The 26,717-nt window shown below is 72.8% G+C and carries 19 protein-coding genes, 2 tRNA genes, 1 pseudogene and 1 riboswitch; of the genes and pseudogenes, 7 read left to right on the top strand and 15 right to left on the bottom strand.

Annotated elements, in window-relative coordinates:
* The first annotated feature begins 395 nt into the window (after positions 1 to 395).
* On the top strand, positions 396 to 2,354 hold the full coding sequence (locus tag ACWCQK_RS07690) for a sigma-70 family RNA polymerase sigma factor (RefSeq protein WP_451152926.1): 1,959 nt from the start codon (positions 396 to 398) through the stop codon (positions 2,352 to 2,354).
* 474 nt (positions 2,355 to 2,828) lie between these two features.
* On the opposite strand, the gene ACWCQK_RS07685 is transcribed toward ACWCQK_RS07690, so the two are convergent.
* Positions 2,829 to 4,931, bottom strand: coding sequence for an asparagine synthase-related protein (locus ACWCQK_RS07685; protein WP_451152924.1), 2,103 nt, complete (start codon positions 4,929 to 4,931; stop codon positions 2,829 to 2,831).
* 757 nt (positions 4,932 to 5,688) lie between these two features.
* Between ACWCQK_RS07685 and ACWCQK_RS07680 the strand changes: the two genes are divergently transcribed.
* From ACWCQK_RS07680 to ACWCQK_RS07665, 4 genes are all read left to right on the top strand, one after another.
* Positions 5,689 to 7,116 (top strand): MFS transporter, encoded by a 1,428-nt coding sequence (locus ACWCQK_RS07680; protein WP_451152923.1) that lies wholly within the window; start codon positions 5,689 to 5,691, stop codon positions 7,114 to 7,116.
* A gap of 75 nt (positions 7,117 to 7,191) precedes the next feature.
* A complete protein-coding gene (lhgO, locus tag ACWCQK_RS07675) occupies positions 7,192 to 8,427 on the top strand; it encodes an L-2-hydroxyglutarate oxidase (protein ID WP_451152999.1) in 1,236 nt (411 codons plus the stop codon).
* 59 nt (positions 8,428 to 8,486) lie between these two features.
* Entirely contained in the window at positions 8,487 to 9,347 is an 861-nt protein-coding gene (trmB, locus tag ACWCQK_RS07670; protein WP_451152921.1) for a tRNA (guanosine(46)-N7)-methyltransferase TrmB, read from the top strand.
* A gap of 118 nt (positions 9,348 to 9,465) precedes the next feature.
* Positions 9,466 to 10,782 carry a PrsW family intramembrane metalloprotease gene (locus ACWCQK_RS07665; protein ID WP_451152919.1) on the top strand — a complete coding sequence of 439 codons (1,317 nt, stop codon included), beginning with the start codon at positions 9,466 to 9,468 and terminating at the stop codon, positions 10,780 to 10,782.
* A 115-nt stretch (positions 10,783 to 10,897) separates the two neighbouring features.
* On the opposite strand, the gene ACWCQK_RS07660 is transcribed toward ACWCQK_RS07665, so the two are convergent.
* The 5 genes from ACWCQK_RS07660 to ACWCQK_RS07640 all read right to left on the bottom strand — a co-directional run bounded on the left by ACWCQK_RS07660 (position 10,898) and on the right by ACWCQK_RS07640 (position 16,224).
* Positions 10,898 to 11,842, bottom strand: a complete 945-nt coding sequence (locus ACWCQK_RS07660; protein WP_451152917.1) for an aldo/keto reductase — start codon at positions 11,840 to 11,842, stop codon at positions 10,898 to 10,900.
* 142 nt (positions 11,843 to 11,984) lie between these two features.
* A complete protein-coding gene (locus tag ACWCQK_RS07655; protein WP_451152915.1) occupies positions 11,985 to 13,019 on the bottom strand; it encodes a M23 family metallopeptidase in 1,035 nt (344 codons plus the stop codon).
* A gap of 11 nt (positions 13,020 to 13,030) precedes the next feature.
* A riboswitch (cyclic di-AMP (ydaO/yuaA leader) is annotated at positions 13,031 to 13,186 on the bottom strand.
* Between the two features lie 320 nt (positions 13,187 to 13,506).
* Positions 13,507 to 14,679 carry a PP2C family protein-serine/threonine phosphatase gene (locus ACWCQK_RS07650; protein ID WP_451152997.1) on the bottom strand — a complete coding sequence of 391 codons (1,173 nt, stop codon included), beginning with the start codon at positions 14,677 to 14,679 and terminating at the stop codon, positions 13,507 to 13,509.
* 264 nt (positions 14,680 to 14,943) lie between these two features.
* Positions 14,944 to 15,017: transfer RNA gene (locus tag ACWCQK_RS07645), tRNA-Met, on the bottom strand.
* Positions 15,018 to 15,093: 76 nt separating this feature from the next.
* Complete coding sequence (locus tag ACWCQK_RS07640; protein WP_451152913.1) at positions 15,094 to 16,224, bottom strand: dihydrofolate reductase family protein; 1,131 nt, start codon at positions 16,222 to 16,224, stop codon at positions 15,094 to 15,096.
* Positions 16,225 to 16,328: 104 nt separating this feature from the next.
* On the opposite strand from ACWCQK_RS07640, the gene ACWCQK_RS07635 reads away from it, so the two are divergent.
* Both ACWCQK_RS07635 and ACWCQK_RS07630 read left to right on the top strand, forming a co-directional pair.
* The gene (locus tag ACWCQK_RS07635) at positions 16,329 to 16,853 is read left to right on the top strand and encodes a MarR family winged helix-turn-helix transcriptional regulator (protein WP_451152911.1); all 525 of its coding nucleotides are present in this window, start codon (positions 16,329 to 16,331) and stop codon (positions 16,851 to 16,853) included.
* A gap of 117 nt (positions 16,854 to 16,970) precedes the next feature.
* On the top strand, positions 16,971 to 17,612 hold the full coding sequence (locus ACWCQK_RS07630) for a GTP cyclohydrolase II (RefSeq protein WP_451152909.1): 642 nt from the start codon (positions 16,971 to 16,973) through the stop codon (positions 17,610 to 17,612).
* A gap of 14 nt (positions 17,613 to 17,626) precedes the next feature.
* On the opposite strand, the gene ACWCQK_RS07625 is transcribed toward ACWCQK_RS07630, so the two are convergent.
* From ACWCQK_RS07625 to ACWCQK_RS07585, 9 genes and pseudogenes are all read right to left on the bottom strand, one after another.
* The gene (locus ACWCQK_RS07625; protein WP_451152907.1) at positions 17,627 to 18,823 is read right to left on the bottom strand and encodes an FtsX-like permease family protein; all 1,197 of its coding nucleotides are present in this window, start codon (positions 18,821 to 18,823) and stop codon (positions 17,627 to 17,629) included.
* Positions 18,820 to 19,542 carry an ABC transporter ATP-binding protein gene (locus ACWCQK_RS07620; RefSeq protein ID WP_451152905.1) on the bottom strand — a complete coding sequence of 241 codons (723 nt, stop codon included), beginning with the start codon at positions 19,540 to 19,542 and terminating at the stop codon, positions 18,820 to 18,822. Before ACWCQK_RS07620 ends, ACWCQK_RS07625 begins: the two co-directional genes overlap by 4 nt.
* Before the next feature lie 69 nt (positions 19,543 to 19,611).
* Complete coding sequence (locus ACWCQK_RS07615) at positions 19,612 to 19,905, bottom strand: hypothetical protein (RefSeq protein ID WP_451152903.1); 294 nt, start codon at positions 19,903 to 19,905, stop codon at positions 19,612 to 19,614.
* Entirely contained in the window at positions 19,797 to 21,230 is a 1,434-nt protein-coding gene (locus tag ACWCQK_RS07610; RefSeq protein ID WP_451152901.1) for a hypothetical protein, read from the bottom strand. The genes ACWCQK_RS07615 and ACWCQK_RS07610 overlap by 109 nt, the downstream gene beginning before the upstream one ends.
* A gap of 65 nt (positions 21,231 to 21,295) precedes the next feature.
* Positions 21,296 to 21,760, bottom strand: coding sequence for a hypothetical protein (locus tag ACWCQK_RS07605; RefSeq protein WP_451152899.1), 465 nt, complete (start codon positions 21,758 to 21,760; stop codon positions 21,296 to 21,298).
* 370 nt (positions 21,761 to 22,130) lie between these two features.
* A tRNA-Lys gene (locus ACWCQK_RS07600) sits at positions 22,131 to 22,203 on the bottom strand.
* 109 nt (positions 22,204 to 22,312) lie between these two features.
* Positions 22,313 to 23,848: an amino acid permease gene (locus tag ACWCQK_RS07595; RefSeq protein WP_451152897.1), complete on the bottom strand. Its 1,536-nt coding sequence runs from the start codon at positions 23,846 to 23,848 to the stop codon at positions 22,313 to 22,315.
* Positions 23,849 to 23,896: 48 nt separating this feature from the next.
* The gene (locus tag ACWCQK_RS07590) at positions 23,897 to 26,026 is read right to left on the bottom strand and encodes an FG-GAP repeat domain-containing protein (RefSeq protein WP_451152895.1); all 2,130 of its coding nucleotides are present in this window, start codon (positions 26,024 to 26,026) and stop codon (positions 23,897 to 23,899) included.
* A gap of 288 nt (positions 26,027 to 26,314) precedes the next feature.
* Positions 26,315 to 26,717, bottom strand: a pseudogene (locus ACWCQK_RS07585) (DEAD/DEAH box helicase); the annotation flags it as partial.

The following is a 26,717-nucleotide window of genomic DNA, read 5'->3' as shown; positions in this document are numbered from 1 at the left end:
AGACAGGTGAGTGCCCACGTGCGTGAGTGCCCGAGTACGCGCGAGCGCCGATGGGTGTACGTACCGAACGGCATGCGTACCGAACTGCGGTGATCCTGCCGGGCTTTCCCGGCCCGGCAGGTGACCCGAAAAGGTGATGTAGGGAGGCGGGTGGTTCTGCCGTCCTCGCGCCCGTCGGCCCGCACGGCGCGGCGGGCATTTCGGGCCGAATGCCCAACTGCCGTGTGAGAAACGTCAGTTGAGCCTTCCCCGTATGGGTGACGGCTAGTACTGAGCTGCGGCAAGTCCCCACGGACGAGTGGAGGGCCTGTCGTGCGGGGTTCTGACCAAAAGCCAATATGGCACTCTGACCCGGTGGTCGGGACTGGCAGGGCAGGCGGCGGGGGCTTTCCGCGATGAGCGTTGACGGGCGGGACGGGGCACTCGGTGACGGTGACGCGGAGGCCGACGGCCTGCCCTCGCCACAGGTACCGAGCCAGGGCGGCCGGGCGGACGTGCCGCTGGACGACGCCCCGACTCCGCCGGAGGGCAGCGTCCCGCCGCAGCGCGACCGACGCGAGAGCGGCGTCCTGCCGCCGTCGGTCGAGTTCCCGGCATCGGTCGAGTTCCCGCCGTCCATGGAGCTCCCGCCGTCCGACCCCGACCTGATCGAGCGGATGCGGTCGGGCGACGACACCGCCTACGAGGAGCTGTACCGGCGCCACGCGGGCGCGGTACGCCGGTACGCGCGCACCTGCTGCCGGGACGCCCACACCGCCGACGACCTCACCGCCGAGGTCTTCGCCCGCATGCTCCAGGCGGTGCGCGGCGGCGCCGGCCCCGAGTACGCCGTACGCGCCTACCTGCTGACCTCCGTGCGACGGGTCGCCGCGAACTGGACGCGGTCGGCCGGGCGCGAACAGCTGGTCGACGACTTCGCGCTGTTCGCCGCCCAGTCGGCCCGGTCCGCGGACGTCGCCGACGACGATGCCCTGGGCCTGGGCGCCGATGTCCGCGCCATGCACGAGGCCGAGCAGTCCATGGCCATGCGGGCCTTCCGGTCGCTGCCCGAGCGCTGGCAGGCCGTGTTGTGGCACACCGAGGTCGAGGACGAGTCGCCGAGCGAGGTCGCCACGCTCTTCGGGCTGGACGCCAACGGCACACGGGTGCTCGCCAGCCGGGCCCGCGAAGGGCTCAAGCAGGCCTACCTCCAGGCCCACGTCAGCACCGCTCTCGCCGACGACGAGGAATGCGCCCGCTACGCCGACCAGCTCGGCACCTACGCCCGCCGCAAACTGCGCACCCGCGCCGAACGGGGACTGCGCAAGCACCTGGAGGAGTGCGCCAAGTGCCGGCTGGCCGCGACCCAGATCGAGGAGGTCGCGAGCAGCATCCCCGCCGTGGTGCCGGTCGCCGTCATCGGCTGGTTCGGCGCCGCCGGGTACGCCAAGGCCCTCGGGCTCCTGGCGGGTGGGGCCGGAGCGGGCGCCGTCGGCGCGGCCGCAGCGGCGGGCGCCGGCTCGTCCGGCGGGGCGGGAGGCGCGGCGGGTGGCGCGGCGGCCTCGGAGGGGCTGGGCGCGCCGGTGAAAGCCGGGATCGCGGCCGGCGTCGTCGCCGTGGCGGCGGCAGCGGTGGCGCTCGCGCTCGTCGGCCACGACAGCCCGGCGCGGCAGCCGGCGGCCCGCAAGCCCTCCTCCGCGCCGGTGGTCCGCCCGGAGCCGACTCCCACTCCCCCGCCCACTCCCCTGCCCGCGCCGCCGAAGGCGCATCCTGGTCCGGAGCCGGTGGTTCTCGCCCCGAAGCCCCAGCCCACCCCGACGCCCGCTCCCACCCCCAAGTCGAAGCCGACGCCCGCCCCGACGCCGACCCCGACACCCACCAGGCCGCCGAGCACGCCCCCGACCCCCACGCCGACCCCGACGCCCCCGCCCCCGCCCGCTCCGGCCGTCTACCAGTGGAGCGAACTCGCGTACGACATCGGCGGCGACGGCACCGAACCCGAGATGCGGCTCGGCGAGAGCAACTGGGTGTGGCGGCGCCACGGCCTGTCGATCGACGGCCGACGGTACGCGCGCGGTGTGACCGTCCACGGCAGCTCCTCCGTCACCATCGACCTCAACCGCGCGTGTTCCTCCTACGACGCGTCGGTCGGCGTCGACGACACGACGCTGGGTCTCGGCCAGGTCTCCTTCTCCGTCTACGCCGACGGGGTGCGGCTATGGCGGTCCGGGACGGTCCGGGGCGGCGACCCGGCCGTACCCGTCCATGTGAACCTCGCCGGCCGCGAGACCGTACGGCTGGTGGTGCAGCCGCACGGACCGTTCGACCCCGTGGCCCTGGCGGACTGGGCCGATTCGAAGTTCCGCTGCGCGTAGGGGCTCCCGCACGCACCGGGGTCCCCGCGCGCGGCAGGATCACGTGCGCACAGGGATCACAGCGCGCCCGGGGCGACCGCCCGTACCCGGCGGGCGCGACCGGCCCACCAGTGACCCGGCGTCTCGGCAGCGCGGCCGACTCACCGACGATCCGGTATCCCGGCACGGCGACCGACGCACCGATGTCCGAATAGCGCGACGGGGGCGCACGGCCCCCGCGCCTGCGCGGTGCCACGGCCGCCGCCGCGAGGCGGGCGTCGGGGACCGCGCGAAGCCCGCCCGCCGAACGGCGTCGGACCGCAGGACCCGGCGTCTTCGGTGTCCCGCCCGCCGTGAGGAGGACGGGGCGCACGGCCCGGCGCCCACGGGTACCGCACGCCGTGGGCCGGGTGCGGGCCGGCCGCCGCGCCGCACACGCCCGCCACCGTGTGCCCCCACGCCCAGGCGATCGGCGTACGGGGACGGTCGACGGGGCTAGGTCAAGCCCCGCGCGCCGCGCACCGGTTCCACCGCCGGGATCACCCGGGTGATGCCCGCCGGAACCGCACGCGCGCGTGCGGGTGTTCCCGTCCAGCAGGTTCCCCTGCGGGCCAGCAGGCGGCGCAGCCACAGTTCGAGCGAGACGAGGTCGGCCAGGCCGTCGAGGGGAAGGGGCTCGCCGGCCGCCGCGGCCCGCAGGGCCTTGCGCACGACGCGGGCCTCGACCAGGCCGGCCTGCGCCAGCAGGGGAGTGTCGAACAGCGTCAGCAGCGTGTCCGCCGACACGCGCAGTCCGGTGCGCGCGGCGGCCGCGGCCGACCCGTGGGACGGTGCGCCCCAGCCGGGCGGGAGGTCGGCGATGCCGGCGCCCTTGAGGACCGTACGCAGGATCTCGGCGCGGGCGCCGGGCCGGACGCGCAGGGTCTCCGGGAGGGTGCGGCAGGCGCGCACGACCTGGTTGTCGAGGAACGGCGCGTGCAGGCGCTGGGAGCGGATCTCGACGGCCTGCTCCAGGATGCGGAGGTCCGCCGCGTGCCGGGCGAGGGCCGTACGCGCGCGGTGGTCACCGGGACGCTGGCCCGGTCCGACGCCGGAGCGGTTCGTCGAGCCCTGTAGGCGAACCGATACTTCAGCCAGTGCCTCACCGGTCAGCCAGCGGGCCGCCGGCCCCGGTCTGGCCCAGGAGAGAGCGGCCAGGGACGCCCCCACCGCGCCTCCGGGCTCGTCGAAGCGCCGCTGGAGCAGCCGCTCGGCGAGAACCTCCACACCCGCCCGGTATGGGGTGCGCGCCAGCCGGCGGGCCGCGCCGTACACGCGCGCGGGGACGAGCACCGAGCCGTCGGCCTTCGCCAGCGCGGCGACCGGTCGTACGAGGTGACGCCGTTTGCGGTCCATCAGCAGGTCCGCCAGCCGGGCCGGGTGGGCGTCCAGGACCTGTCGGGCCCCGTACCCGGTGAAGTGGTCCGCGCTGCCGGAGGCGAGCCGGGCGCGGTGGCGGGCGGCCGTCACCAGGCTCTGGGCGGGTTCGTCGGTCAGGGGGCCGTCCAGGTCGGCGTACGGCAGCGACTCCTCGCCGCCCGCCACCACCACGTGGTGCAGGCGCGGGTTGGCCGCGAGTGTCCCCGCGCGCTGCACCTCGGCCTCCCGCCCCGCGGCCGACAGGTCGTTGAACGTGACCGCCAGCAGCCGCTCCCCCGCACCCGTGCCGTGGCCCAGGACGGTGCCCGGCATGCCCGGCAGCCCGGCCGCCAGCAACGCCAGGGTGCCGGAGGCCGGCCCGCCGGACAGGTCGGCGCCGATGCCCGGAACCGGCATCCCGCGCGCGGCGCGCCGCTCGGCCGGCCCCATGCCGGGCACCGGCCCGGGGTCGATGTCCGCGCCGGGGACGTGCCGGGGGGCGGCGAGACGGGTGCGTACGGCCTCGACGAGCGCGTCGCGCACCGCGTCGACCGCGCTGTCCGGGTCGGCCGAGGGGGCGGCCACCGCGAGGGAGGCCACCTGCTCGTAGCCCGCGATCTCACGTGCCCCGGCACGCAGGATCAGCGCGTGCCCCGGAGGGATGCGCCGAACCCCGGCGTAGGGGGTGGAGTCGTGCAGGGCGGCGGGCACGTCGGGGGCGGCCAGGAGGGCGGCGAGGTGCCCGAAGTCGAGGTTGGCCTCGATGAGGTCGGCGAGCGGCAGCGCGGCCGTCGCGTAGGCCGTGCCGCTCGCCCACGGGGTGTAGAACACCGGGCGGGCGCCCGCGAGATCGCCGCAGACAGTGACGCGGCGGCCGGCCTGGACGACGGCCGTGTAGCTGCCCGGCCAGGCCGTCAGGTGCCGAAGTGCCCCTCCGCGCGCGGTGAACAGGCCCAGGCGCAGTTCCTCGTCCGTCGCCCCGCAGATGCCGAGGACCGCGATGCGGGTCTGGGCGTCGGCCTGGACCACCCGGATCTCGTCGGGGCGCCAGTCGCCGACCGCCCACAGCGGATCGGGGTCGCCCCACAGGAGTTGGGAGCCGACCGGGTGCACGGTCTCGCCGTCGAATCCGGTGGCACCCGCGGAGCCGATCCCGGCGGCCACCGCGGTGGTGCTGCTCCATCCCACCAACCACCGCATCGACGCCTCCACAGGCTGTGGACAACCAGTGCACCGCACGAACGGTTCACATGCTGCCACGAAGAACGCGCCTCAGAGGGGCGACGGAGCCGCTTATGGGCAGGGGAATGCGCCCTCCCACCGCCGCCCGCGTCCTGCCGAACACCCGCGCGCGGCACGGCGTCCACGGCGCCGCGGCGGCATGTCCTCGCGCCGCCCGCCGTGCTTCGGCGACGCATCCACGCCGCGTCTACGACGTGAATGCGCCCCCTGTACGCTCCTGAAAAACGCCCCGTGCGCCGTCAATTCGCGTGGTGAGAGCGACAATGCCCTGTGGAACAGGGGGTCGCTTTTCAGCCAAATAACGGAAACGCCACGGTCGTTGGACAACGATCACACACGCTCCGTACAGGCCCCACGCACCACCGACGCGTGCGCAGCCCGGGAGGCGGAGCTCGCCTCCCGGACCGTTCCGCCGCCCGCGGGGATGAAGGCGGCGGTGTCCCCCAGCCCACTGGATCCAGTACAGCGGGCCGACCCACGCACGGCCCATGGAACCGCTCCCGCGATGGCCGGAGAAGAGCGCACGGACGGGCGCACGGCCACACAACGGGAGCACGACGCAACCGTGCGTACAGGGCCCGCACTTCAGTGCGGACCACAATCCCGCCATCCGGAAGAATGCCCCTTAACGCTTGGGATGCGGCGAACTACGCTGGGTTTACGAATGCCGCATGGTTATGCCAGCGCGGCAGCCGTCTGTGTCGAGGGGTGGCGCATGTCCAGGGAGCAACGCGGGCCGAACGAAAAACTCGGCACCGTTCTCGCCCTCGCGGGAATCAGCAACGCAGGACTCGCGCGTCGCGTCAACGACCTTGGCGCTCAACGCGGGTTGACACTTCGCTACGACAAGACCTCGGTGGCGCGCTGGGTGTCGAAGGGCATGGTGCCCCAGGGCGCCGCGCCGCACCTCATCGCGGCCGCCATCGGGCAGAAGCTCGGCCGGCCGGTGCCGCTCCACGAGATCGGCCTGGCGGACGCGGATCCGGCGCCCGAGGTGGGCCTCGCCTTCCCCCGGGACGTCGGACAGGCGGTGCGCTCCGCGACGGAGCTGTACCGTCTCGACCTCGCGGGACGCCGGGCAGGATCCGGCGGCATCTGGCAGTCGCTGGCCGGGTCCTTCGCGGTGAGCGCGTACGCGACGCCCGCCTCCCGGTGGCTGATAACCCCGGCCGACAGCTCGGTCGCGCGCGAGGTGAACCCCGCCGAGGGGTCGGGCGCACCGCTCAAAGTCGGCCACAGCGACGTCCAGAAACTGCGCGAGGCGGCCGAGGACGCCAGGCGCTGGGACTCCAAGTACGGCGGCGGCGACTGGCGTTCGTCGATGGTGCCGGAGTGCCTGCGGGTGGAGGCGGCACCCCTGTTGCTCGGCTCGTACTCCGACGAGGTCGGCAGGGCGCTGTTCGGGGCGAGTGCCGAACTCACCCGGCTCGCCGGGTGGATGGCCTTCGACACCGGCCAGCAGGAGGCCGCCCAGCGCTACTACATCCAGGCCCTGCGGCTGGCCCGCGCCGCCGCCGACGTCCCCCTCGGGGGCTACGTCCTGGCCTCCATGTCCCTCCAGGCGACCTACCGCGGTTTCGGCGACGAGGGCGTCGACCTCGCCCAGGCCGCCCTGGAACGCAACCGGGGCCTGGCCACCGCCCGCACCATGAGCTTCTTCCGGCTCGTCGAGGCACGCGCGCACGCGCGTGCCAGTGACGCCCAGGCCGCCGGCACGGCCCTCAAGGCGGCCGAGAGCTGGCTGGAGCGGTCCCGTGACGGCGACAACGACCCGTCGTGGCTCGGTTTCTACTCCTACGACCGCTTCGCCGCCGACGCCGCCGAGTGCTACCGCGACCTGAAGGCACCGCGCCAGGTGCGCCGCTTCACCGAGCAGGCGCTGTCGAGGCCGACCGAGGAGTTCGTGCGCTCGCACGGTCTGCGCCTCGTCGTCTCGGCGGTCGCCGAACTGGAGTCGGGCAACCTGGACGCGGCCTGCGAGCAGGGCGTGCGGGCGGTCGAGGTCGCCGGACGCATCTCCTCCGCGCGCACCACGGAGTACGTGAAGGACCTGCTGCACCGGCTGGAACCGTACGGCGACGAGCCCCGCGTGGTCGAGCTGCGGGAGCGGGCCCGGCCGCTGCTGATGATGGCTCCGGCCTGAGCCCGGGGCACACAAGGGGCACCTCCCGGGTTTGAGGGCATTGTCAGTGGCGCAGTGCACTATCGAAGCCGGGAGGTGGTGCAGGTGCGAGTGATCGCCCACGACGGTCACGCCGGTCTTGACTGTGACGTGCTGGTGATCGGCGGCGGGATCGTCGGGCTGTCGACGGCGTACGCGATCACGCGTGCCGCGCCGGGCACGCGGGTGACGGTGCTGGAGAAGGAGCCCGGCCCGGCCCGGCACCAGACGGGACGCAACAGCGGCGTCGTCCACAGCGGGATCTACTACCGCCCGGGCTCCCTCAAGGCGCGGTACGCGGTGCGCGGCTCCGCGGAGATGATCAAGTTCTGCGCGGAGTACGGCATCGCGCACGCCGTGACCGGCAAGCTGATCGTCGCCACCGGGCGCGAGGAGCTGCCCCGGCTGCACGCGCTCGTCCAGCGCGGCCGGGAGAACGGCATTCCGGTACGGGAGCTGGGCGCCGCCCAGATCGCGGAGTACGAACCGGAGGTGCGCGGCCTGGCCGCCATCCACGTCGGGACGACGGGCGTGTGCGACTTCACGGCGGTCGCCCGGCAACTGGCCCGGGCGTCCGGAGCGGAGATCCGTTACGGGGCACGGGTCGTCCGGATCGACCGGCGCCCGGAGCGGGGGGTCGCCGTGCTGACCGCGCGCGGGGACATCGTGCGGGGCCGGGTGCTGGTCAACTGCGCGGGGCTGTATTGCGACGAGGTGGCCCGGCTGACCGGCGACGAGCCCGAGGTGCGGATCGTGCCGTTCCGGGGCGAGTACTACGAACTGGCGCGGCCGGAGCTGGTGCGCGGCCTGGTCTATCCGGTCCCCGACCCGGCGTTCCCGTTCCTCGGGGTGCACCTCACACGCGGGATCGACGGCGAGGTGCACGTCGGGCCCAACGCGGTGCCGGCGCTGGCCCGCGAGGGGTACGGATGGGGGGTCGTACGTCCCCGGGAGGCGGCCGGGACGGTGGCGTGGCCCGGAGCCTGGCGGATGGGCCGGCGGCACTGGCGGTACGGAATGGGGGAACTGCGCAGATCGGTGTCCAAGCGGGCTTTCACGCGGGCGGTGCGCGGGCTGCTGCCCGGGGTGACCGAACAGGATCTCGTGCCGGCGGCGTCCGGGGTGCGGGCCCAGGCGGTGCTGCGGGACGGGACGCTGGTGGACGACTTCCTGATCCGGGAGGGCGCGCGGGCCGTGCATGTGCTGAACGCGCCCTCGCCCGCGGCGACGGCGTCGCTGCCGATCGGCCGGGAGGTGGCACGACGGGCACTGGCCGCGCTGGGCTCGGGATGAGGGCCGCGGTGCCGGGCGGCGACACGCGCGCTCGGGGGCGCCGTAAAATCGTCCTCACTGTGTCTGAGCCGAACACCGCCCCCGAAGCGTCCCAGCCCACCTCCGACGACCCGCGGCACCCGCGTGATCCCGGTGTCCTCGTCCGGTACACCCGGGACAAGGGGGAACCGCGCTTCCCCGGCGGACCGCAGGCCGATCCCGCCGGGTCGCACTTCGAGCGGCGGATCCGCAGCTTCCAGCCCCGGCGCAGCCGGGTGACCACGGGACAGGCGGACGCGTTGCAGCGGCTGTGGCCCCAGTGGGGGCTCGACATCGACGGACAGCGGATCGTCGACCTGGGCGCGCTGTTCGGCAACGACCATCCGGTGGTGCTGGAGATCGGGTTCGGGATGGGCGAGGCCACCGCGCAGATGGCCGCCGCCGACCCCGACACCGACATCCTCGCCGTGGACGTGCACACACCGGGCCAGGGCAATCTGCTCAACCTCGCCGACCACCACGGACTGTCCAACATCCGCGTGGCCAACGGGGACGCCATCATCCTGCTGCGGGAGATGCTCGCCCCCGACTCACTCGCCGGGGTGCGCGTCTACTTCCCCGACCCCTGGCCGAAGAAGCGGCACCACAAACGGCGGCTGATCCAGCCGGAGTTCCTCGACCTCGCCGCGACCCGGCTGCGACCCGGCGCGCTCGTGCACTGCGCCACCGACTGGGAACCGTACGCCGAGCAGATGCTCGACGTGCTCAGCGCCCACCCCGACTTCGAGAACACCCAGGCGGACGGCGGTTTCGCGCCACGTCCCGCGTTCCGGCCGCTGACTCGTTTCGAGGGTCAGGGACTGGACAAGGGACACGTCGTGAACGATCTGCTCTTCCGTCGCGTACAGCACCAAAAGCCGCCGGAGCAGCGGCCGCTGTAGCCACGGCGGACCCCGCGGGCACGCGGATGCGGCAGGCACCGCGGGTACAGCCGGTACAGCAGGCAGCAGGCAGCAAAAGGAACCGCAAGACCAGCCCTCCCTCGTTAGGGTCAATGCCGTGGCGACCGTTCCCCCTTATCCGACGCACTCCAGCGTTCCCGCCCACAGTCGGCTCCGGCACGCGCACTGGTGGCACCGGAGGTGGGTGCGCTACGGCGCCCTGATCACCCTGCTGGCGCTCTCGGGGCTCGTCATCCTGGCGCTCGTGCGCCGCCAGACCGGCACGGAAGGGTTTCTGGTCGGGCTCGGCCTCGCCGTCCTGCCGGTGCCCCTGCTGGTCACCGCCTTCCGCTGGCTGGACCGGGTCGAACCGGGCCCCTGGCGGAACCTGTTGTTCTCCTTCGCCTGGGGCGCCTGCGCGGCGGCGCTGATCGCGATCGTCGCCAACAGCTTCGCGACCAAGTGGATAGCGACGGCGACCGCCGACCCGTCGAGCGCCGACACGCTCGGCGCGACCGTGATAGCGCCCGTGGTCGAGGAGTGCGCCAAGGCCGCCGCCGTACTCCTCGTCTTCCTCTTCCGTAGAAGGGACTTCACCGGGATCGTCGACGGGGTCGTCATAGCCGGGGTGACCGCCACCGGCTTCGCGTTCACCGAGAACATCCTCTATCTCGGCACCGCCTTCGGCACCGACCAGCTCAACGGCGGCCACGGCATCGCGTCCATCACCGCGGCGACCTTCTTCGTCCGCGTGATCATGTCGCCGTTCGCGCACCCCCTGTTCACCGTCCTGACCGGAATCGGCTTCGGCGTCGCCGCGCTGTCCGGAGAGCGGCAGCGGGTGCGGCGGGTGCTCCTGCCGCTGTCCGGGCTGCTGCTCGCGATGGGCATGCACGCGTTCTGGAACGGCTCCTCGACCTTCGGCGAGTACGGTTTCTTCGCCGTGTACGGGGCGTTCATGGTGCCCGCGTTCGGGCTGCTGACCTGGCTGGTGGTCTGGACACGCCAGCGCGAGCTGCGGACCGTGCGCGAGGAACTGCCCGCCTACGCCGTCGCCGGCTGGCTGACCCCGGCCGAGCCGTACGCGCTCGGCTCGATGCGGGCGCGGCGGCTGGCCCGCGAGTACGCCGGGCACCACTTCGGCAGGGCCGCCGGCCGGACGGTCGCGGAGTACGAGGCGTACGCGACCTCCCTGGCGTTCCTGCGCCACCGGGGGCGCCGGGGCCGGGCCGGCGCCGACTTCCTCGTACGGGAACGGGAACTGCTGCACGAGCTGTGGCGCCGCCGGGAGGTGGCGCGGCCCGCGCTGGACTACGCGGCGCGGGCGACGGCGCCACCGGTTCCGGTGATGATGCCGGTGCCCCCTCCGGCGGCATGGCCGGTGTACGGCTACCCGGCGGCGCCGTATCCCGCGTACAACCCGTACCGGTCGTAACCTCCGCAGGCCCCACCGGCCCCACTGGCCCCACCGGCCCCGCCAGTCCCACCGGTCCCGCAGCCCGGCAGCGCGTGACTCCGGGGACATCGCCGGGCCGGGATGCGGGGTGGGGTCAGCGCGACGCGGCCGTCAGGCTCGCGACCTCCGCCCCGGTCAGCTCCAGCTCCGCCACCGCGACCAGCGCCGGCAGCTGCTCGACCGTCCGGGCGGAGGCGATCGGGGCGACCACCGTCGGCTGGTTCGCGAGCCAGGCGAGGGCGACGGTGGCGACCGGTACGTCATGGGCGCCCGCGACCTCGTCGAGTGCGGCGAGGACCTTCCGGCCGCGCTCGGTGTCGAGGTGCTTGGCGGCGCCCGAGGCCCGGGCGCTGTCGACCGTCGCACCGGGGCGGTACTTGCCGGTGAGGAATCCGGAGGCGAGCGCGTAGTACGGGACGGCGGCCAGTCCTGAGCGGGCCGCGAGGTCCTGGAGCCCGCCCTCGTAGGTGTCGCGCGAGACGAGGTTGTAGTGGGGTTGCAGCGCCACGTACCGGGCCAGGCCCTCGCGGTCGGAGAAGTCCAGGGACTCCCGCAGCCGCTCGGCGGAGATGTTGGAGGCGGCGATGTGCCGCACCTTGCCCGCCCTCACCAGCTCGTCGAGCGCGCCGATGATCTCCTCCACCGGCACCTCGGGCTTGTCGAAGTGCGTGTAGTAGAGGTCGATGTGGTCGGTGCCGAGGCGGCGCAGGGAGGCGTCGGCGGCGGCCTTGATGTTCGCGGCGCTCAGCCCCGGGAAGTCCGGGTGCTGGCTGACCTTGGTGGCGATGACGACGTCGGCGCGGTTGCCGCGCGCCTTGACCCAGTTGCCGATGATCGTCTCGGACTCACCGCCCTTGTTGCCCTCGACCCACGCCGAGTAGGAGTCGGCGGTGTCGACGAAGTTGCCGCCCGCCGCCGCGTAGGCGTCGAGCACGGCGAAGGACTGGGCCTCGTCGGCGGTCCAGCCGAAGACGTTGCCGCCGAGGGCGAGCGGGAAGACCTCGAGGTCGGAGGAGCCGAACGTGCGCAGGGAAGTCATGTACAACATCAACACGCACCCGGGAAGCCCATATTCCGCATATGTCCCGGGAAACGGAAACCGGCAGCCCTGACGTCGGGGGGACGTCGTCAGAGCTGCCGGGGATCGGAGAACGATCAGGGAACTCGGAGCGTTCCGCGGGTCAGGGGGTGAGGCCCTTGCCCTGCAGCCAGGCCATCGGGTCGATGCCGTCCGCGCTGCCGCCCGGGTGGACCTCCAGGTGGAGGTGCGGCCCGGTGACGTTGCCGGTGGCGCCGACGCGGCCGATGACATCGCCGGTGGCGACCTTCTGCCCGACGCTGACGTTGATCGAGGACTGGTGGCAGAACCACAGCTCGGTGCCGTCGTCGAGGGTGAGGATCGTGCGGTAGCCGTAGGAGCCGGCCCAGCCCGCCTCGGTGACCGTGCCGCTGTGGATCGCCTTGATGAGCGTGCCGGTGGGCGCGGCGAAGTCGAGACCGGTGTGGTAGCCGGAGGACCACATCGAGCCGGCCTGGCCGAAGGTCGAGGTGATCGTGTACGAGGAGGTCGGCAGCGTGTACTGCTTGGCGAGCTCGGCCAGGCGCGCGGCCTCGGCCTTCTGCGCGGCCGCCTCGTCCGCCTTCTTCTTGGCGGCGGCGGCCTTGGCCTCCGCCTCCTTCTCGGCCTTGGCGGCGGCGTCGGTGACCGCCTTCTGCGCCGCCGCGGCCTCGGCCGCCGCGGCCTTGGTGTCGACCTGGTCCTGCTGCTGCTCGGCCTGCGCCATGATCCGGCTGCGCAGCGCCTCGCCGGCGTCGGTGGTGCCCTGGGCGGTGTCGGCGGAGGTCACGCCGATGCCGCTGAGCGGGGTCGTGGGGGCCTCGGCGGCCTCCGCGGTGTCGTCGGACAGCAGGGAGCCGACGGAGGGCAGGTCCGGCATGGAGATGGACACCGGCGGCTTGCCGGTGTTGGCGCTGGCCATACCGCCCGCGCTCACGGCGGCTATGACGCCGACGCCCAGGACGGTGGAGCTGCGGGCGAGTCCGCCGCGCTGCTTGGCGACGCGGTGCCGGCCACGTACGGGACGGAGGGACTCCTCGGTGGGGTTCCACTCCTCCCACGGGCCCTCGTCGGTGCGGTAGCTGCCGGAGCCGAACGGCTCGGTGCTGCGCTGACTCGGCACGAACGGGGCTTCGGGGGCAGGCCGGTTGGACGCCACGTGGGCGTGCTCCTTTCCTTCCTTCTCGCCTACCGGGTTAGCTGACGGGTTCGGAGCAGGAAGGTCTCCTACGCGCGTAAACCGCCTGTCGTTCACGGCGGTGTCCGTGCGATTCACCCCAAGGTGGTGGTTCCCCGGTTCCTTGCAGGATTCGGCGCGTGCGCGCGGAGCCGTCGCTTGTGACGGCTGGGACGACCGCGCTGCGTTATCGAACGTTAATAGACACGGGGGCGTGATTCCAAGCTGTTCCACTTGATCATTAACACTTTTTTGGCCTGGACTTACAGCCCATGACCGGCGGAAATCGGGCGAGTTGACCGCAGCGAGCGCTCGGGCGGGAACATCTCGGGAGTCACACGCGTTTTGACGGTGACTCAGATGTGATGCACAGAGGGGTCACCCGATCACCCCGCGTGACGACGGGCCGTTTCTTCACGACTCCGTCCATCGCGGCCCGATCCAGGCATCTGCTCCGTTCCCTCCCCCCTCAGGGCCGTCGTACGGCGAGCAGCGCCATGTCGTCGGCCATCCCGCCGCCCGAGTGCCGGCGCACGTCCTCCGCGAGGGCGACGAGCAGCGCCTCGGGATCGCGGAAGCACCGGCCCGCGAGCCGCTCCTCGGGGTCGTAGAAGCGACCCTGGGTGTCGCGGGCCTCGGACACGCCGTCGGTGTGCAGGAGCAGGGTGGTGCCCCTCGGGAAGTCGCACTCCTGCGCGCGGTCGGGCCAGGTGCCCAGCTCGCCCATGCCGAGCGGCAGGGCGGGTTCGCGGGCCGGCAGCGCGCGCACGCTGCCGTCGGTGTGCAGCAGCAGCGGCGGCGGATGCCCGCGGTTGAGGATCCGGACGGCGTCGCTGCCGTGCGGCAGTTCGGCGAGCACGGCGGTGGTGAAGCCCTCGAAGGCGTCCAGCCCGTCGCGCCGGGTGCCCTCGCGGGCCAGCGCCCGCTCCAGCCGCTGCGCGACCGCCTCCAGGGTCGCCTCCTGCTCGGCTGCCTCCCGGAAGGCCCCGATGACGACGGCCACGGCCGCCACGGCGCCCATGCCCTTGCCCCGTACGTCCCCGACGAGGAGCCGCACCCCGCGCGGGCTGTCCTGCACCGCGTACAGGTCGCCGCCGATGAAGGCGTCCTCCTGGGCGGCCTCGTAGCGGGCCGCGACGTCGTAGCCGCCGATCCGCTCGGCGGGTTCGGGCAGTACCGCGCGCTGGGCGGCCTCGGCGATCTCGCGGGCGCTGGCCAGCCGTCGGTCGCCGCGGCGCACGACGCGGTTGATGACCACGGCCATGGCGGCGACCGTGGCCACGGTGACCATCTCGGTCATCGCGCTCGCGTCGGGGACCAGGGAGAACCGGGCGTGCACGGCGCAGACCGCGGCGAACGCGAAGACCCCCGTGGCGATGGTGCCGGACAGCGTGTACAGCGGCGCCGCCACCAGCGGGGCGGCCGTGAAGAAGGGGGCCGCGGTGAATTCGGGGGGCGTACAGAGGTCGTAGACGATCCCGCCGGCGACCAGCAGGAGGGGGAGGAGCTGGAGGAGGGTCCGGGCGGCGGAGATCCGGCGCTCCGCGCGTTGCTCGCCGGACGGCCGGGGCGCCTCGTCGCCGAGCCCTGGGTCGGGCACCGGATCGGTCGGGAGCCGGCCGCCGGCCCGGGTGCGGGGCACGAGGTAGTCGTCGTAGGCGGTGCCGGGATCCTTGTGCGGCTCCTCACCCGCCGCGTCATGAGGGCGCACCACTCGTCTCCTGCCGTCTCCCGCCACGGAGATCCAGATTCGCCGCAGCCGGAACGGGGAGCGACCGGTGTGAGCCGACCGGCTGACGCGAGCGCCGGGGCGGGGGAACGCGCGTCCCGGCGTGAACGGCATGAACGGCGTGGAAAACACTCAGGGCCGGAATCCATGAACTGGATTCCGGCCCTGAGTCTTCAGTAGCGGGGACAGGATTTGAACCTGCGACCTCTGGGTTATGAGCCCAGCGAGCTACCGAGCTGCTCCACCCCGCGTCGGTGACACCAGCATACGCCATTCGCGGGACCGGATGCACAACGGTTGATTCCCGGCCCGTCGGCGTGGCTCGGTTCAGCCCCGCAGGTGCCGGTTCGGCGCCTGGGCGGCCGCCTCGTACTCCGGCAGTACGACGACGTCGGCGCCCTCGGCGACCAGTACCCCGTTGCCGTCCGCACCGGCCACGAAGGTGTCCGGCTCCCGCCAGGCCGTGACCACCCGCCGTACCCCCGCGTCGAGGATCAGCCGCGCGCACGGCGCCGGCCGGGAGGCCCGCCGGGCACACGGCTCCAGGCTGCTGTACACCGTCGCGCCGCCCAGCCGCGGATCCGCCGGGTCGATCTTCGCCAGGGCCGCCTCCTCGGCGTGCACGACGGGATCGTCGCCCTCCCGGGAGTGGCCGCGGGCGAGCTCCGTACCGTCGGCGGCCACCACCACCGCTCCCACGCTGAACGCGGTCCGCGACGGCGGGCACTGCGCCGCCAGGTCACAGGCGAGCGCCAGCCAGTGCCGGTCGGCGGGCGAGGCGACACCTCCGGCGCCGGGTGCGGTCGGCTCGTAGCGCATGAGGACGACGTCCTCGATCCGCCGGGTCTCCACCAGCCGCAGCCGCCCGCCCTGGTACGCGCCCGGCCCGAACAGGCGGGGCGCGTCCGGGTCGCCCACGAAGAGCGGGGCGAGCACGAGCTGGAGTTCGTCGGCGAGCTCCTCCTGGAGCAGCTGGGTGTGGACGGTGCCGCCGCCCTCGACCATGACCCGCCGCACGCCCCGCACGTCGTGCAGGTGTTCCAGCAGCCGCCGCCAGTCGAGCCCGGCGCCCAGCGTGACGATGTCGGCGGCGATTCCCGCGCGCCGGGCGCGTTCGGCGCCCCGGTCGGTCGTGTAGAGGACCTTCTCGCCGCCGGTGTGCCAGAAGTTCGCCGCCGGGTCCAGCTCACCCGTCCCGCTCACGGTCACCTTGAGGGGGTACTCGGGGCGGCCGGCGGCGACCCGGGCGGCCCGGCGCTCGGGCGAGTTCACCAGCAGCCGGGGGTTGTCGGCGCGGAGGGTGCCGGCGCCGATCAGGATCGCGTCGACGGAGGCCCGTACCTCGTCGACCCGGTCGAAGTCGGCGGGGCCGGAGAGCAGCAGCCGCTCGGGACCGGTGTCGTCGAGACAGCCGTCGAGGGAGACGGCGGCGGACAGCAGGACGTACGGGAACGGCATCGACGCGCTCACTCTCGGCAGCGGGGCTGGGCGGAAACGGCGGGCGGCGGGGGAGTGTGACGGGAACCCTTGGTTCAAGTTTGAAACAAACCTACACTGGCGCCATGACGACCCGCTGGCTCACCCCCGAGGAGCAGCGCGCCTGGCGCGCGTACATGGCCGCCACCCTTCTGGTGGAGGACGCGCTCGACCGGCAGCTCCAGCAGGAGGCCGGCATGCCCCACCTGTACTACTCCATCCTGTCGACGCTCTCCGAGTCGCCCGAGCGGCGGCTGCGCATGACGGACCTGGCCGAGCGGCTGAAGATCACCCGCAGCCGGCTGACGTACGCGGTGACGCGGCTGGAGAAGGACGGCCTGCTGGCGCGCGAGGGCTGCCCGTCGGACCGGCGGGGCAGCATCGCGGCCCTGACCGACGCGGGCATGACGGTGCTGGAGCGGGCGGCGCCGGGGCACGTCGAGACCGTGCGTACGACGCTCTTCGACCACCTCACCCCGGACCAGGTGGGCCAGCTGGAGGAGATCTTCTCGGGGATCACGGGTGCGCTCCAGGGCGACGCGACGGGCGGGGCGCCGGACGACGTGCCGTGGCGCCGCCGCTCCGGTACCCCGAAGCCGCCGTGCCCGTGACGCGTGGCCGAAGAACCACTTCCTCATTGCTTTAAATTTCAAGCGTGGGTTAGGGTCGGGATCTCAGGTTCTGCTTCAAATCTGAAGCAGATGTCCCTCCGGATACGGAGAGCCCGCATGCCCGACTTCCCCGCCGCCACCCAGCGCTCCCGCGTCCGGGTCCCGCTGCGCTTCCACGACGGCTACGGCGTCGACGCCGAACTGGTGACCTTCCACGGCCTGACCGACGGCCAGGAACACGTCGCGATCGTCCTCGGCGACCCGGCGCCCGGCACCACCCCGCTGGTCCGTCTCCACTCCGAGTGCCTGACCGGTGACGTCTTCGGCTCCGCCCGCTGCGACTGCGGCCCCCAGCTGCGCGAGGCCGTCGAACGCATCGCCGAGCGCGGCGGCGTACTGCTCTACCTCCGCCAGGAGGGCCGCGGCATCGGCCTCTACAACAAGCTCGACGCGTACGCCCTCCAGGACCAGGGCCTCGACACCTACGAGGCGAACACCGCCCTCGGCCTCCCCGAGGACGCCCGCGACTACACGGCGGCGGCCCAGATGCTGCGGGCCCTGGGCATCGAGGAACTGGACCTGCTCTCCAACAACCCCGACAAGGCCGGCCAGCTCCGCTCCCTGGGCGCCGTCGTCCGCGAACGCGTCCCCACGGGCGTCTTCACCACCCCGCACAACGTCCGCTACCTCCGCGCGAAGGTCCTCCAGACCCAGCACACCCTCCCCCTGGGAGAACTGTCGCAACAGAACGCGGGCTGACCCGCCCCGCACGGTCAGCCGTGCCCGCGGGCGGTCAGATAGGGATCCCGCCGAAGCACGTCACGACTCCCGAGAAGAGCGCCACCGACGAGCCCGGCGGCGGGCAGCAGCAGCGCCGCGGCGACCCACACCGGTCCGGGCAGAGCGTCCGTACGGGCGATGGGCAGCCCGAGGACGTCACTGAGCGGGCCGGCCAGGCCGACGGACAGGGCGGTGCCGCCGATCGCACCGACCAGACCCGCCACCGCACCGGACAGCACGGCCTCGCCGAGCAGGATCCGCCGCAGCTCGGGCCTGCCGGAACCGAGGATCCGCAGGATGGCGAACTGACTGAGCCGCGCCCGCGTGCTGTCCGCGGCCCGGACGGCACCCAGCACGACGGCGCCCAGCGCCAGCGCGAGCACCGCGACACGCATCGCCAGATCGGCCGCACCGAACAGACCGGGCAGGTTGCGGACCCGGTCGGACACGGGGGAGGCGGAGAATCCGCCCTCCTGAAGCGCCCTGGTGACGGCGGCCACCTGCTTCTGGCTCCGGACGACCACGACGGCGGACTGCGCCCCCTCTTTGTCCTGGAAGACCGCCGGCTGCTGCCCGGCCCGGGCCGCGGCCAGCAGCGCGGCGGTGTCCTGCGAAAGGTAGGCGACACCGGGCCCGTCGGCCTGCCAGGCCGGGTCGTACAGCGCGACGATCTTCAGCGTCACGACAGCGGTGGTGCCGGACGCGGCTCCCGTCGCCTTGGTGTACCCGAAGGCCACGGACCGGCCGAGAAGCGGGACGAAGTCGGTTCCCTGCGCGGTGGCGGGGAGCACGACCTCGTCCGGACCGAGTTCCGCGGGGATCACGCCCCCGGTGACCGGCAGGTCGTCACCCGGTGTCAGGGTGTGGCTGGTCAGGTCGTACGTCCCCTCCTGCTCGGCGTACAGCACGGAGGAGTAGTCGGCGACGACCCGACGGACGCCGGGCAGATCCAGGGTGTCCCGCAGGGCGGACCTGGTGAGGGGACGGACCGACGCGTCGCCCTCGAACGAGCTGAGCTCGATCTGGGTGAGTCCGCCCGACCCCAGCACATCCCGTTCCACAGCCCCGGAGGCACCGGCCACCACCCCGGCGGAGGTGGTCAGCAGCGCGGCCAGGAAGGTGAGGGTGGGCAGCGTCCGGCGCAGGGAACGGCCGTCACGCGCCCAGGTGTAGAGGCTCCAGCGGCTCATCCGAGGTTCCCCTGACGCGCGCTCGCCGGGGTGTCCTCCGCGCCGGCGCTCGCCAGCACTCCCTGGTCGAGCACGTACCGTCGGTCGCAGGTCTCCGAGACCGCCCGGTCGTGGGTGACGAGCAGCACGGCCGCACCCCGCTCGGCGCACGAACGCAGCGCGCTCGTCACGGAGTTCGCGGTCTTCGGATCGAGGCCGGAGGTCGGCTCGTCGGCGAGGATGAGTACCGGCTGCTTCACGGCCGCGCGGGCCACGGCGACACGCTGCCGCTGACCACCGGAGAGTTCGGTGACCCGGGAGTCGGACAGGTCCTCCATCCCGAGGTCGCCGAGCAGGGCGCGGGCCGTCGTGCGGTGCCGGGCGAGCCGGGGCCCGAAGGCGGCGGCGACGTTCTCCCAGGCGTTGAGGAACGTCAGCAGTCCGAGATCCTGCAGGACGATGCCGATCGAGCGCCGCCGCAACAGGTCCCGGTCTGCGGGGCGCAGGGCTCCGGTGTCCGTGCCGGTGATGTGCAGGGAGCCCGCGGTCGGCGACAGGATCAGTCCGAGGACCGCGAGCAGGGTGCTCTTGCCCGATCCCGAGGGACCCTCGACGGCTGCCATCACCCCGCCGTCGAGGGTGATGTCCGCACGGGTCAGCCCGCCCCCGGACGCGTAGGCGAAGGCCAGCCCTTCGGCCACGACCGCGGGTGGGGCGGCGGGTGGAGAAGCGGTGTTCATGAGCCCGGTGTCCTTCTGTCGTGGGAAATCGCTGGAGCGAGGAAATCGAGCGGCAGGCGCGAGGACGGCTCAGGCGAGGAGGTAGTACGCGGCCCTGGTCGCGTCCGCGGAGGCGACACCACCGGGTGCGGAGGCGTACAGATCCGGGAACTCCGGGTCGCGGTACCGGTCCAGCAGGCCGGGAAGCTCGTCCCACCACGACTGCGGAATGCTCTGATCCGCGGCGAGGGCGGCCTGGACCGCGTCGGAGGCGGTCAGCAGGTCGCCTTCGCGCAGTGCCGTCCGAGCCTGGCCGATGAGGTCGGTCCCCGCGGTGAGGCGCTCCGTCTGGGTGGCGCAGCCGACCTCGGCGAGTACCGCCACGAGGTGCAGCGAACGGGACGAGAGCCTCGCGCCCTCGTCCGCGGGCAGCTCGACGGAGGTGCGCCCGCAGCCCCGGCCGAACTCGGCACGGGCCGCCATGGCGGCCCGTGCCAGCCGTGCTGGTTCTCCGGGGTCAGGCCGGCCGGCACGGTCAGCTCGGCCGCTTCCGCCACGCCCTTCCCGGCCTGTGGTCCACAGTCGAGGGACAGCCGATGACATGTCATGGCGAGCAGCACCCGATCGGACGGGTCCAGGCCCGGGTCCGAGCCCAGCCGCCGCAGCCGTTTCCGCAGCCAGTCCGGCGTGTCCTCCTGCCGGGCGCCGGCGGTCAGGGCCCGCGCGGCGTTGTACGTGGCGGTGAGCGTGCCCAGCTGAGCCGGGGACTTGGCGACGAGACCGTCGGCCCGGATGCTTCCCACCGCGACGGGAAGAGACGCGACCGTGTCGGCGGCACCGAGGACGAGCGCGCGCCGGACCACCCACCGGGTCTGGGTGTCGGGGTCGTTCAGCGAGGGCAGCAGACAGGATCGCGCCTGCCGTGTCAGCCGATGGCTCAACAGGGTCAGCGCGGCCCGCTGGATGGGGTCGAGGTCCCCGCAGTCGGCATCCTCGAGCACGGCGGCGGCACGCAGCACCCGCGTGGCACGGGCGCCCACTTCGACGTCCCGCAACGCCTCGACGGCGTAGAGCACCGGTACGGGCTGGTCGACGCGAGCGGCGTCCGCCGCGAGCCGGTCCAGGGTGGCGCGGGACACCTCGTCGTCGCGGCCCAGACAGGTCACCGTGTGGAGGAAGGCGGCCCGTGTCGCCAGCGAGGTCGGGGGGTCGTCCGCCTTGTCCGGCGCCCGCAGATAGGCGAGCGCCTCGCTCCCGGCCCGCTCCCGAAGCCCGGCCAGGTCCAGCACCGTCGCCGCGTCGGCCGTCCTGGAGCCCGCCAGCGACAGACACACGTAGTGCGCCTGCCAGGCCGGGCTGTCCAGGCGGTCGGTGCGGGCGAGCTCGGCCAGAGCCTCCGGCCGGATCTCGGGTACCGGCCGGCCCGGCCGGTCGCCCGTGGGAAGCGCGGCCTCGAGGCGGCCGTACGCGGTCGGATACAGCGCGGGGTCGCGCCCGACCTCGGCGCGGGTGGCTCGCACCAGATCGTTCGCCCCGCGCAGGGCGTCGAGCTGCTCGGCCAGATAGCGGCCCGGCCGGTCGGGCCGGTCGACCGGCCCGCCACCGACCAGGGAGACACCCACGGCCGCCGCGGCGATCGTCACCGCCGCTGCCGCGAGCACCCGGCTGCGGCGGCCCCCGGTGCGCTCCTGGAGGAGGCTGTTTCTCATGCGGTTCCTCATACGCTGAGCGGGGCCACACCCACGTGCGGCCCCGCGGCACGACGGATGGTCGGTCAGTCGTTGGCGCAGGCCGAAGCGAACGCCTTGACACCGGACTTGAAGGCGCCGCCGTCGGAACAGGTGGTGACGCTCGTGTTGACCGAGCCACCCGGATCGGCGATGCCGCTGATGTCGGCGATCCAGGTGTTCTGGTTGGTCCAGCTGACCTGACGGGTGTTCTCGCTCACCTGCGTGCCGCTCGGGCTCAGCGAGAGAGTGGCCTGCCAGCCGTTGGCCTTCACCGTCGCCGTATTGATGATCTTGCTGACGTTGTACTTCACGCCGTTCTTCTTGGCCTTGGTCGAGGTCTTGAAGGAGCACTTGTCGGCATAGGCGTTGCACTGCCATGCCGAGACCTCGACCTTCGCGCCGGTGCCGGGCAACGGCGTCGATCCGGAGTCGGAGATGGCCAGGGTCGGCACGGCCGTCCCCGCCATCAGCACCCCGACGAGCCCTGTGGTCAGCAGGGTCTTCTTCACTTGCCCCTCCTCGTATGCGTACAGCCCCAACCGGGTGACGGACTGTACGTGTTGCGCAATACGAGGAGAGCGACTGAAAAGTGCCGTATAAGTACGATCGAAGCCGCGGAAGAAACGGACCGCCTGACCGACGCGGCCGCACGCACCGTCCGACCCGGCCCCGCAGCCCCGGCGTGGCCGGTCCCCGACGGCGTTCCGCGGGCCCGGCCGTTCCCGGCCACGGACAACCGGCCGAGTTCATACCTGAGTGGTACATGCCCCGGTCACGTGTGTTCACGCGGCCCCGGAAACACCGCAGCGCCCGGGCCGACCGAAGTCGACCCGGACGCTGCGCGGCAGGTCGGAGGGAACACCCTCCGCCTACATCCCGTAGGCCCTGTGGGACTCGAACCCACAACCAATGGATTAAAAGTCCACTGCTCTGCCAATTGAGCTAAGGGCCCAGGCGATGTTGCCTCCCCGAGCATAGCCGGACGGGGCCGAGTCTCCGATCGGGTATCGGGGACCCGGCCGCGTCGGACGGCGTGGCGGCGCCGTCGGGGGGCGGGAGTGTCACGGATCGACCGGTTCGGGGGCGCCCTTGCGGGACGCCTCGCGGGCGATCGTGCGGCTGTGCTCGGGGTTGAGGAACCAGTGCCGGGCCGACGCCAGCCACCAGGTCGCGGCGAAGCCCAGGACGACCAGGACGGCGACGGGGGCGTAGTTGAAGGTCTCCCAGGTGACCGGGGAGACCTGCGGGAGCATGAAGAGGACCGTGATGACGGCGACCCACGCCACCGCCACCACGCCGACCAGCCGTGACCAGCGGCCCAGATGCCACGGCCCGCGCGCGAAGTCCTCGCCCTTGCGCAGCCGCAGCAGGGTCGGGACGACGTAGGCGATGTAGAGGCCGATCACGGCGATCGAGGTCACCGCCGCGTAGGCCGTCACGTTGATCAGATACGGCAGGCCGAGCACCAGCGCGCCGGCCGCAGCCAGCCAGACCGCCGCGACGGGCGTGCGGGTGCGCGGGCTGACGGTGTGCCAGACGCGCGAGTAGGGGAGGGCGCCGTCGCGTGAGAAGGCGTAGATCATGCGGCTGTTGGCGGTCACCGAGGCCATGCCGCAGAACAGCTGAGCGCCGATCACGACCAGCAGGAGCAGCTTGCCGGCCGTCGCGCCCAGCGCGTCGAGGAGGATCTGGGCGGGCGGCGCGCCGGTGGGCGAGGCGAGCTGGTCGTCGTAGGACTGGATGGCGAAGGTGAAGCCCAGCAGGAGGACGAAGCCGGCGATCCAGGAGGTCCAGATCGAGCGGACGATGCCCTTGGGGCCGGCCGTGGACGCGTCGTGGGTCTCCTCCGTCATATGGGCGGAGGCGTCGTAACCGGTGAAGGTGTACTGCGCCATCAGCAGGCCCAGCAGGACGACGTACACGCCGCTGCCCCAGCCCGTGTTGTTCACGAACTGCGTGAACACGAAGGACGCCGACTGGTGCTGGTCGGGCACGAAGGTCAGCGCGCCGACGATGACGGCCACGCCCAGCACGTGCCACCACACGCTCACGCTGTTCAGCAGCGCGACGATGCCCACGCCGAAGGTGTTCAGCAGGCCGTGCAGCAGCAGGATCGCGGCGAAGAGCAGGACCGTGCGGCCCGGGGTCACCTCGAAGTCGAACTGGAGGTTGAGGTAGGCGCCGAGGAAGGAGGCGGCGCCGAAGTCGATGCCCGCCGTCACCGCCACCTGGCCCAGCACGTTGAACCAGCCCGTGAACCAGGCCCAGGCCGCCGCCGTGCGCGCGGGGGCCAGCCGGTGGGCCCAGAAGTACAGGCCCGCCGACGTCGGGTACGCCGAACAGATCTCGGCCATCGACAGGCCGACGAAGAGGGTCATCAGACCGACGGCGACCCAGCCCCAGATGATCACGGCCGGGCCGCCCGTGTTCATCCCGAAGAGGTAGAGGGTCAGGCAGCCCGACAGGACCGAGATGATCGTGAAGGAGACCGCGTAGTTGGAGAACGCCGACATACGGCGGGCGAGGACCTGGGTGTAACCGAGCTGGGCCAGCCGTTCCTCGTCCGAGAGCCCACTCGTCTTGACGTCATCTGTCATGCCCCCAGCGATTCCCTTACCGGGGACATGACATGCGTGCCTCGATGGCTAGAAAATGCCCTTGTATACGCCCCAGCCACTGGCGATCTTCGTCCGCGGCCCGAAGGACCCCTTGCCCGTGCCGTCGTTGCGGTACAGAGCGCCCGCGGTGTCCCGCGCGACGATGTCGGCCCGGCCGTCGCCGCTGATGTCACCGACGCCGACGACGGCGTTGTACGAACCGCCCCAGGAGGCGACGATCCTCACGCGGGCCGAGAAGGTGCCCTTGCCGGTCCCGTCGTACCGGTACAGCGCGTTGGCCTTGTCCTGGGCGAGCAGGTCCCCGACGCCGTCACCGTTGAAGTCGCCGACGCCGACGATCTTCTTGTAGCCCTTCCAGTCGTCGTAGAGCTTCACCCGCGAGGAGAGCTTGCCGGCGCTGTCGGACCGGTAGAGGTAGACCGTGCCGGTGGAGGCGCTGCGGGCGATCAGGTCCGGGCGGCCGTCCTTGGTGACGTCACCGGGCGCGGTCAGGACGTCGTACTGGTTCCAGCCGGTGCCGAGCGACACATGGCTGCTCGACGGGGTGTACGAGCCCGCGCACCGGCCGAGGTAGCGGCGCAGTTCACCGTTCGGCATCCGGATCAGGGTCTCGGCGCACCGGTTGCCGGTCATGTCCCCGAAGGGGACGGCCACGGTTCCGGCGGGCCACCCGGATGCGGTGACCGCCCCGCCCACGGTGCCGTTGCCGGGGGAGTAGCGCACGCCCAGACGTCCCCCGGAGTCGAGCGTGACCAGGTCGCCGTAGCCGTAGCCGCCCACGTCGTGGTGGACCGGCAGACCGCCGGAGAGCACGACCGAACCACCGGTCCGGAAGGTGCCGGTGCCCTCGGTCGCGGTGGCGGTCAGGCTCCAGGCGTAGCGGCCGTTGTACGGGGTCGCCCCCGCGTCCGTCTGCGCCTTCCAGCCGGCGTCGGGGGCCGTGCCGGTCCCCGACTGGGTGTGCACCGTACGGCCCAGGACGTCCTTCACGGTGAAGGTCCACGTGGCCGGCTTGTTCAGCTGCCAGGTGCTGTTCCACCAGTCGTCCTGGACCGTGACGGTGCCGTCGTCGACCTCGGCGTCGATCAGGGCCAGCGGCTGGGACGGCACCCCGCTCTGCACCACGTGCAGGGTGTGGCCGGCGTCCGCGTACGCGATGTCGCCGCCGAACTTGTCCACCGACCAGGTCAGCCGCCGCTGGTCGGCGGTGTTCCCGGCCGGCAGGTCGGCGATCGCGCGCGGGGCCGCCGCCGTACCGGTGTGGAAGTCGGTGAGCAGCAGCTTTCCGGCCGCGCGGTCGTGCCGGACGAGATAGCCGTCGCCGACGAGGACGGGCCCGGACGGCACGGTGACGTTCTTCTTGACCGTACGGTCGTACACGCCCGCGGCGCCCGTGGGTCCGCAGTTCCAGTAGACCCAGCGGCCCACCACCTGGAGCTCCTTGACCGTGCACGGCGCGCCGGTGGCGAGCGTCTCGACCGTCTTCTTCCGCTCCAGGTCGTAGGCGGTGACGGTGCCGTTGCCGGTCCCCGGCGCGTACAGCCGCGGACCCCACACGGAGGCGGCGGTGACGGAACGGGTCAGGCGCACCTGCTGCGTGCGGTAGTGCTGCCCCACGTCGACGTACTGCTTGCCGGTCGAGGCCGCGTCGTAGACGAAGTAGCGGCCGGTGATGTCGACGAAGTGGCCGCCCGTGACGAGGGGTTCGGTGCCGTAGTAGCTGTAGGGGCTCACCCGGATCTGAGCGCGTTCCTGGCCCTCCTGGCCCTCGGCGTTGCCGAAGAAGACGCCGACGTGTCCGTTCCCGGCCGCCCGCAGCGCCGTGCAGGGGTCCGCGTCGCAGGCGACCCGCTGGAGGTGCGCTCCGTTCGCGTACGTGCCGGCGGAGCCGAGGGTCTCCCGCTCGCCCGCCGCGCCGCCGTCGGCCGAGATCCGCCGGTTGGTCACGTAGGGATCGCCGCTCGGCGCGTTCTCCACCGTGGTGAGGACGCCGCCGGCGTAGTCGAGGGCCCAGACCCCGTCGGTCTTCAGGGGCATGGGCGTGCTGTCCGCGGCCGCCGGGCCCGCGGTGGTGAGCGGGCCGGCGCCGAGAGCGGCCAGGCCCGTCAGAGCGAAAGCGATCCGGACGCGCCGGGTCGCGGTGAAGCGTGTGCGCACACGCCGAGACAAGGTCCCTCCCCAGGGATACGAGAACGCCATGGCCTTCGGAGCGCGGGCTCTGCCCGCCTCCGGCGCGCGCCTGTTCCGAGATCCCCCTCGGTCGCGCCCGCCATGGCCGTTCGAAGTCAAGGAATGTTAACAACCGTCACACCGGCAACGGTAGGGAAATACCGGGCGGGCGGAACGACGAAGGGCCCGTACGACCGGAGTCGTACGGGCCCTTCGTCCTGGATCAGCCGTGGATCAGCCGTGGATCAGCCGATGCCGGCCGTGGATCGGCCGAGGTCAGCCGTTGCGCTTCCAGCGCGGCTTGTCGTCACGGCGGCCGAAGGAGGACGAGCCGGAACCGGAACCGGTGCCGGGGCCCGTGCCGCGGTGCTCGTCACGACGGACGTAGGGGCGGTCGTGGCCGGCGGAGCGGAAGCCCGGACGGTCGTCGCGGCGGTCGCGGTTGAAGGGGCGGTCGCTGCCACGGTGACCGGTGCGCTCGTCACGGCGGAAGCCGGGGCGGTCGTCACGGCGCTCGAAGGAGCGGCCGCCACGGTCGTTGTTGTTGTCGCGGCGCTCGAAGCCACGGTCGCGGTCACGGTCACCGCCGCCGCCGCCGAAGGAACGGCCACCACGGTCGTCGCGGCGGTCGCCGCCACCGAAGGAACGGCCGCCACGGTCGTCACGACGGTCACCACGG

This window comes from Streptomyces sp. NPDC002306 (genome assembly GCF_053593435.1).
Note: the sequence above shows the minus strand (reverse complement) of the source record. Positions and strands in the feature narration are given on the sequence as shown.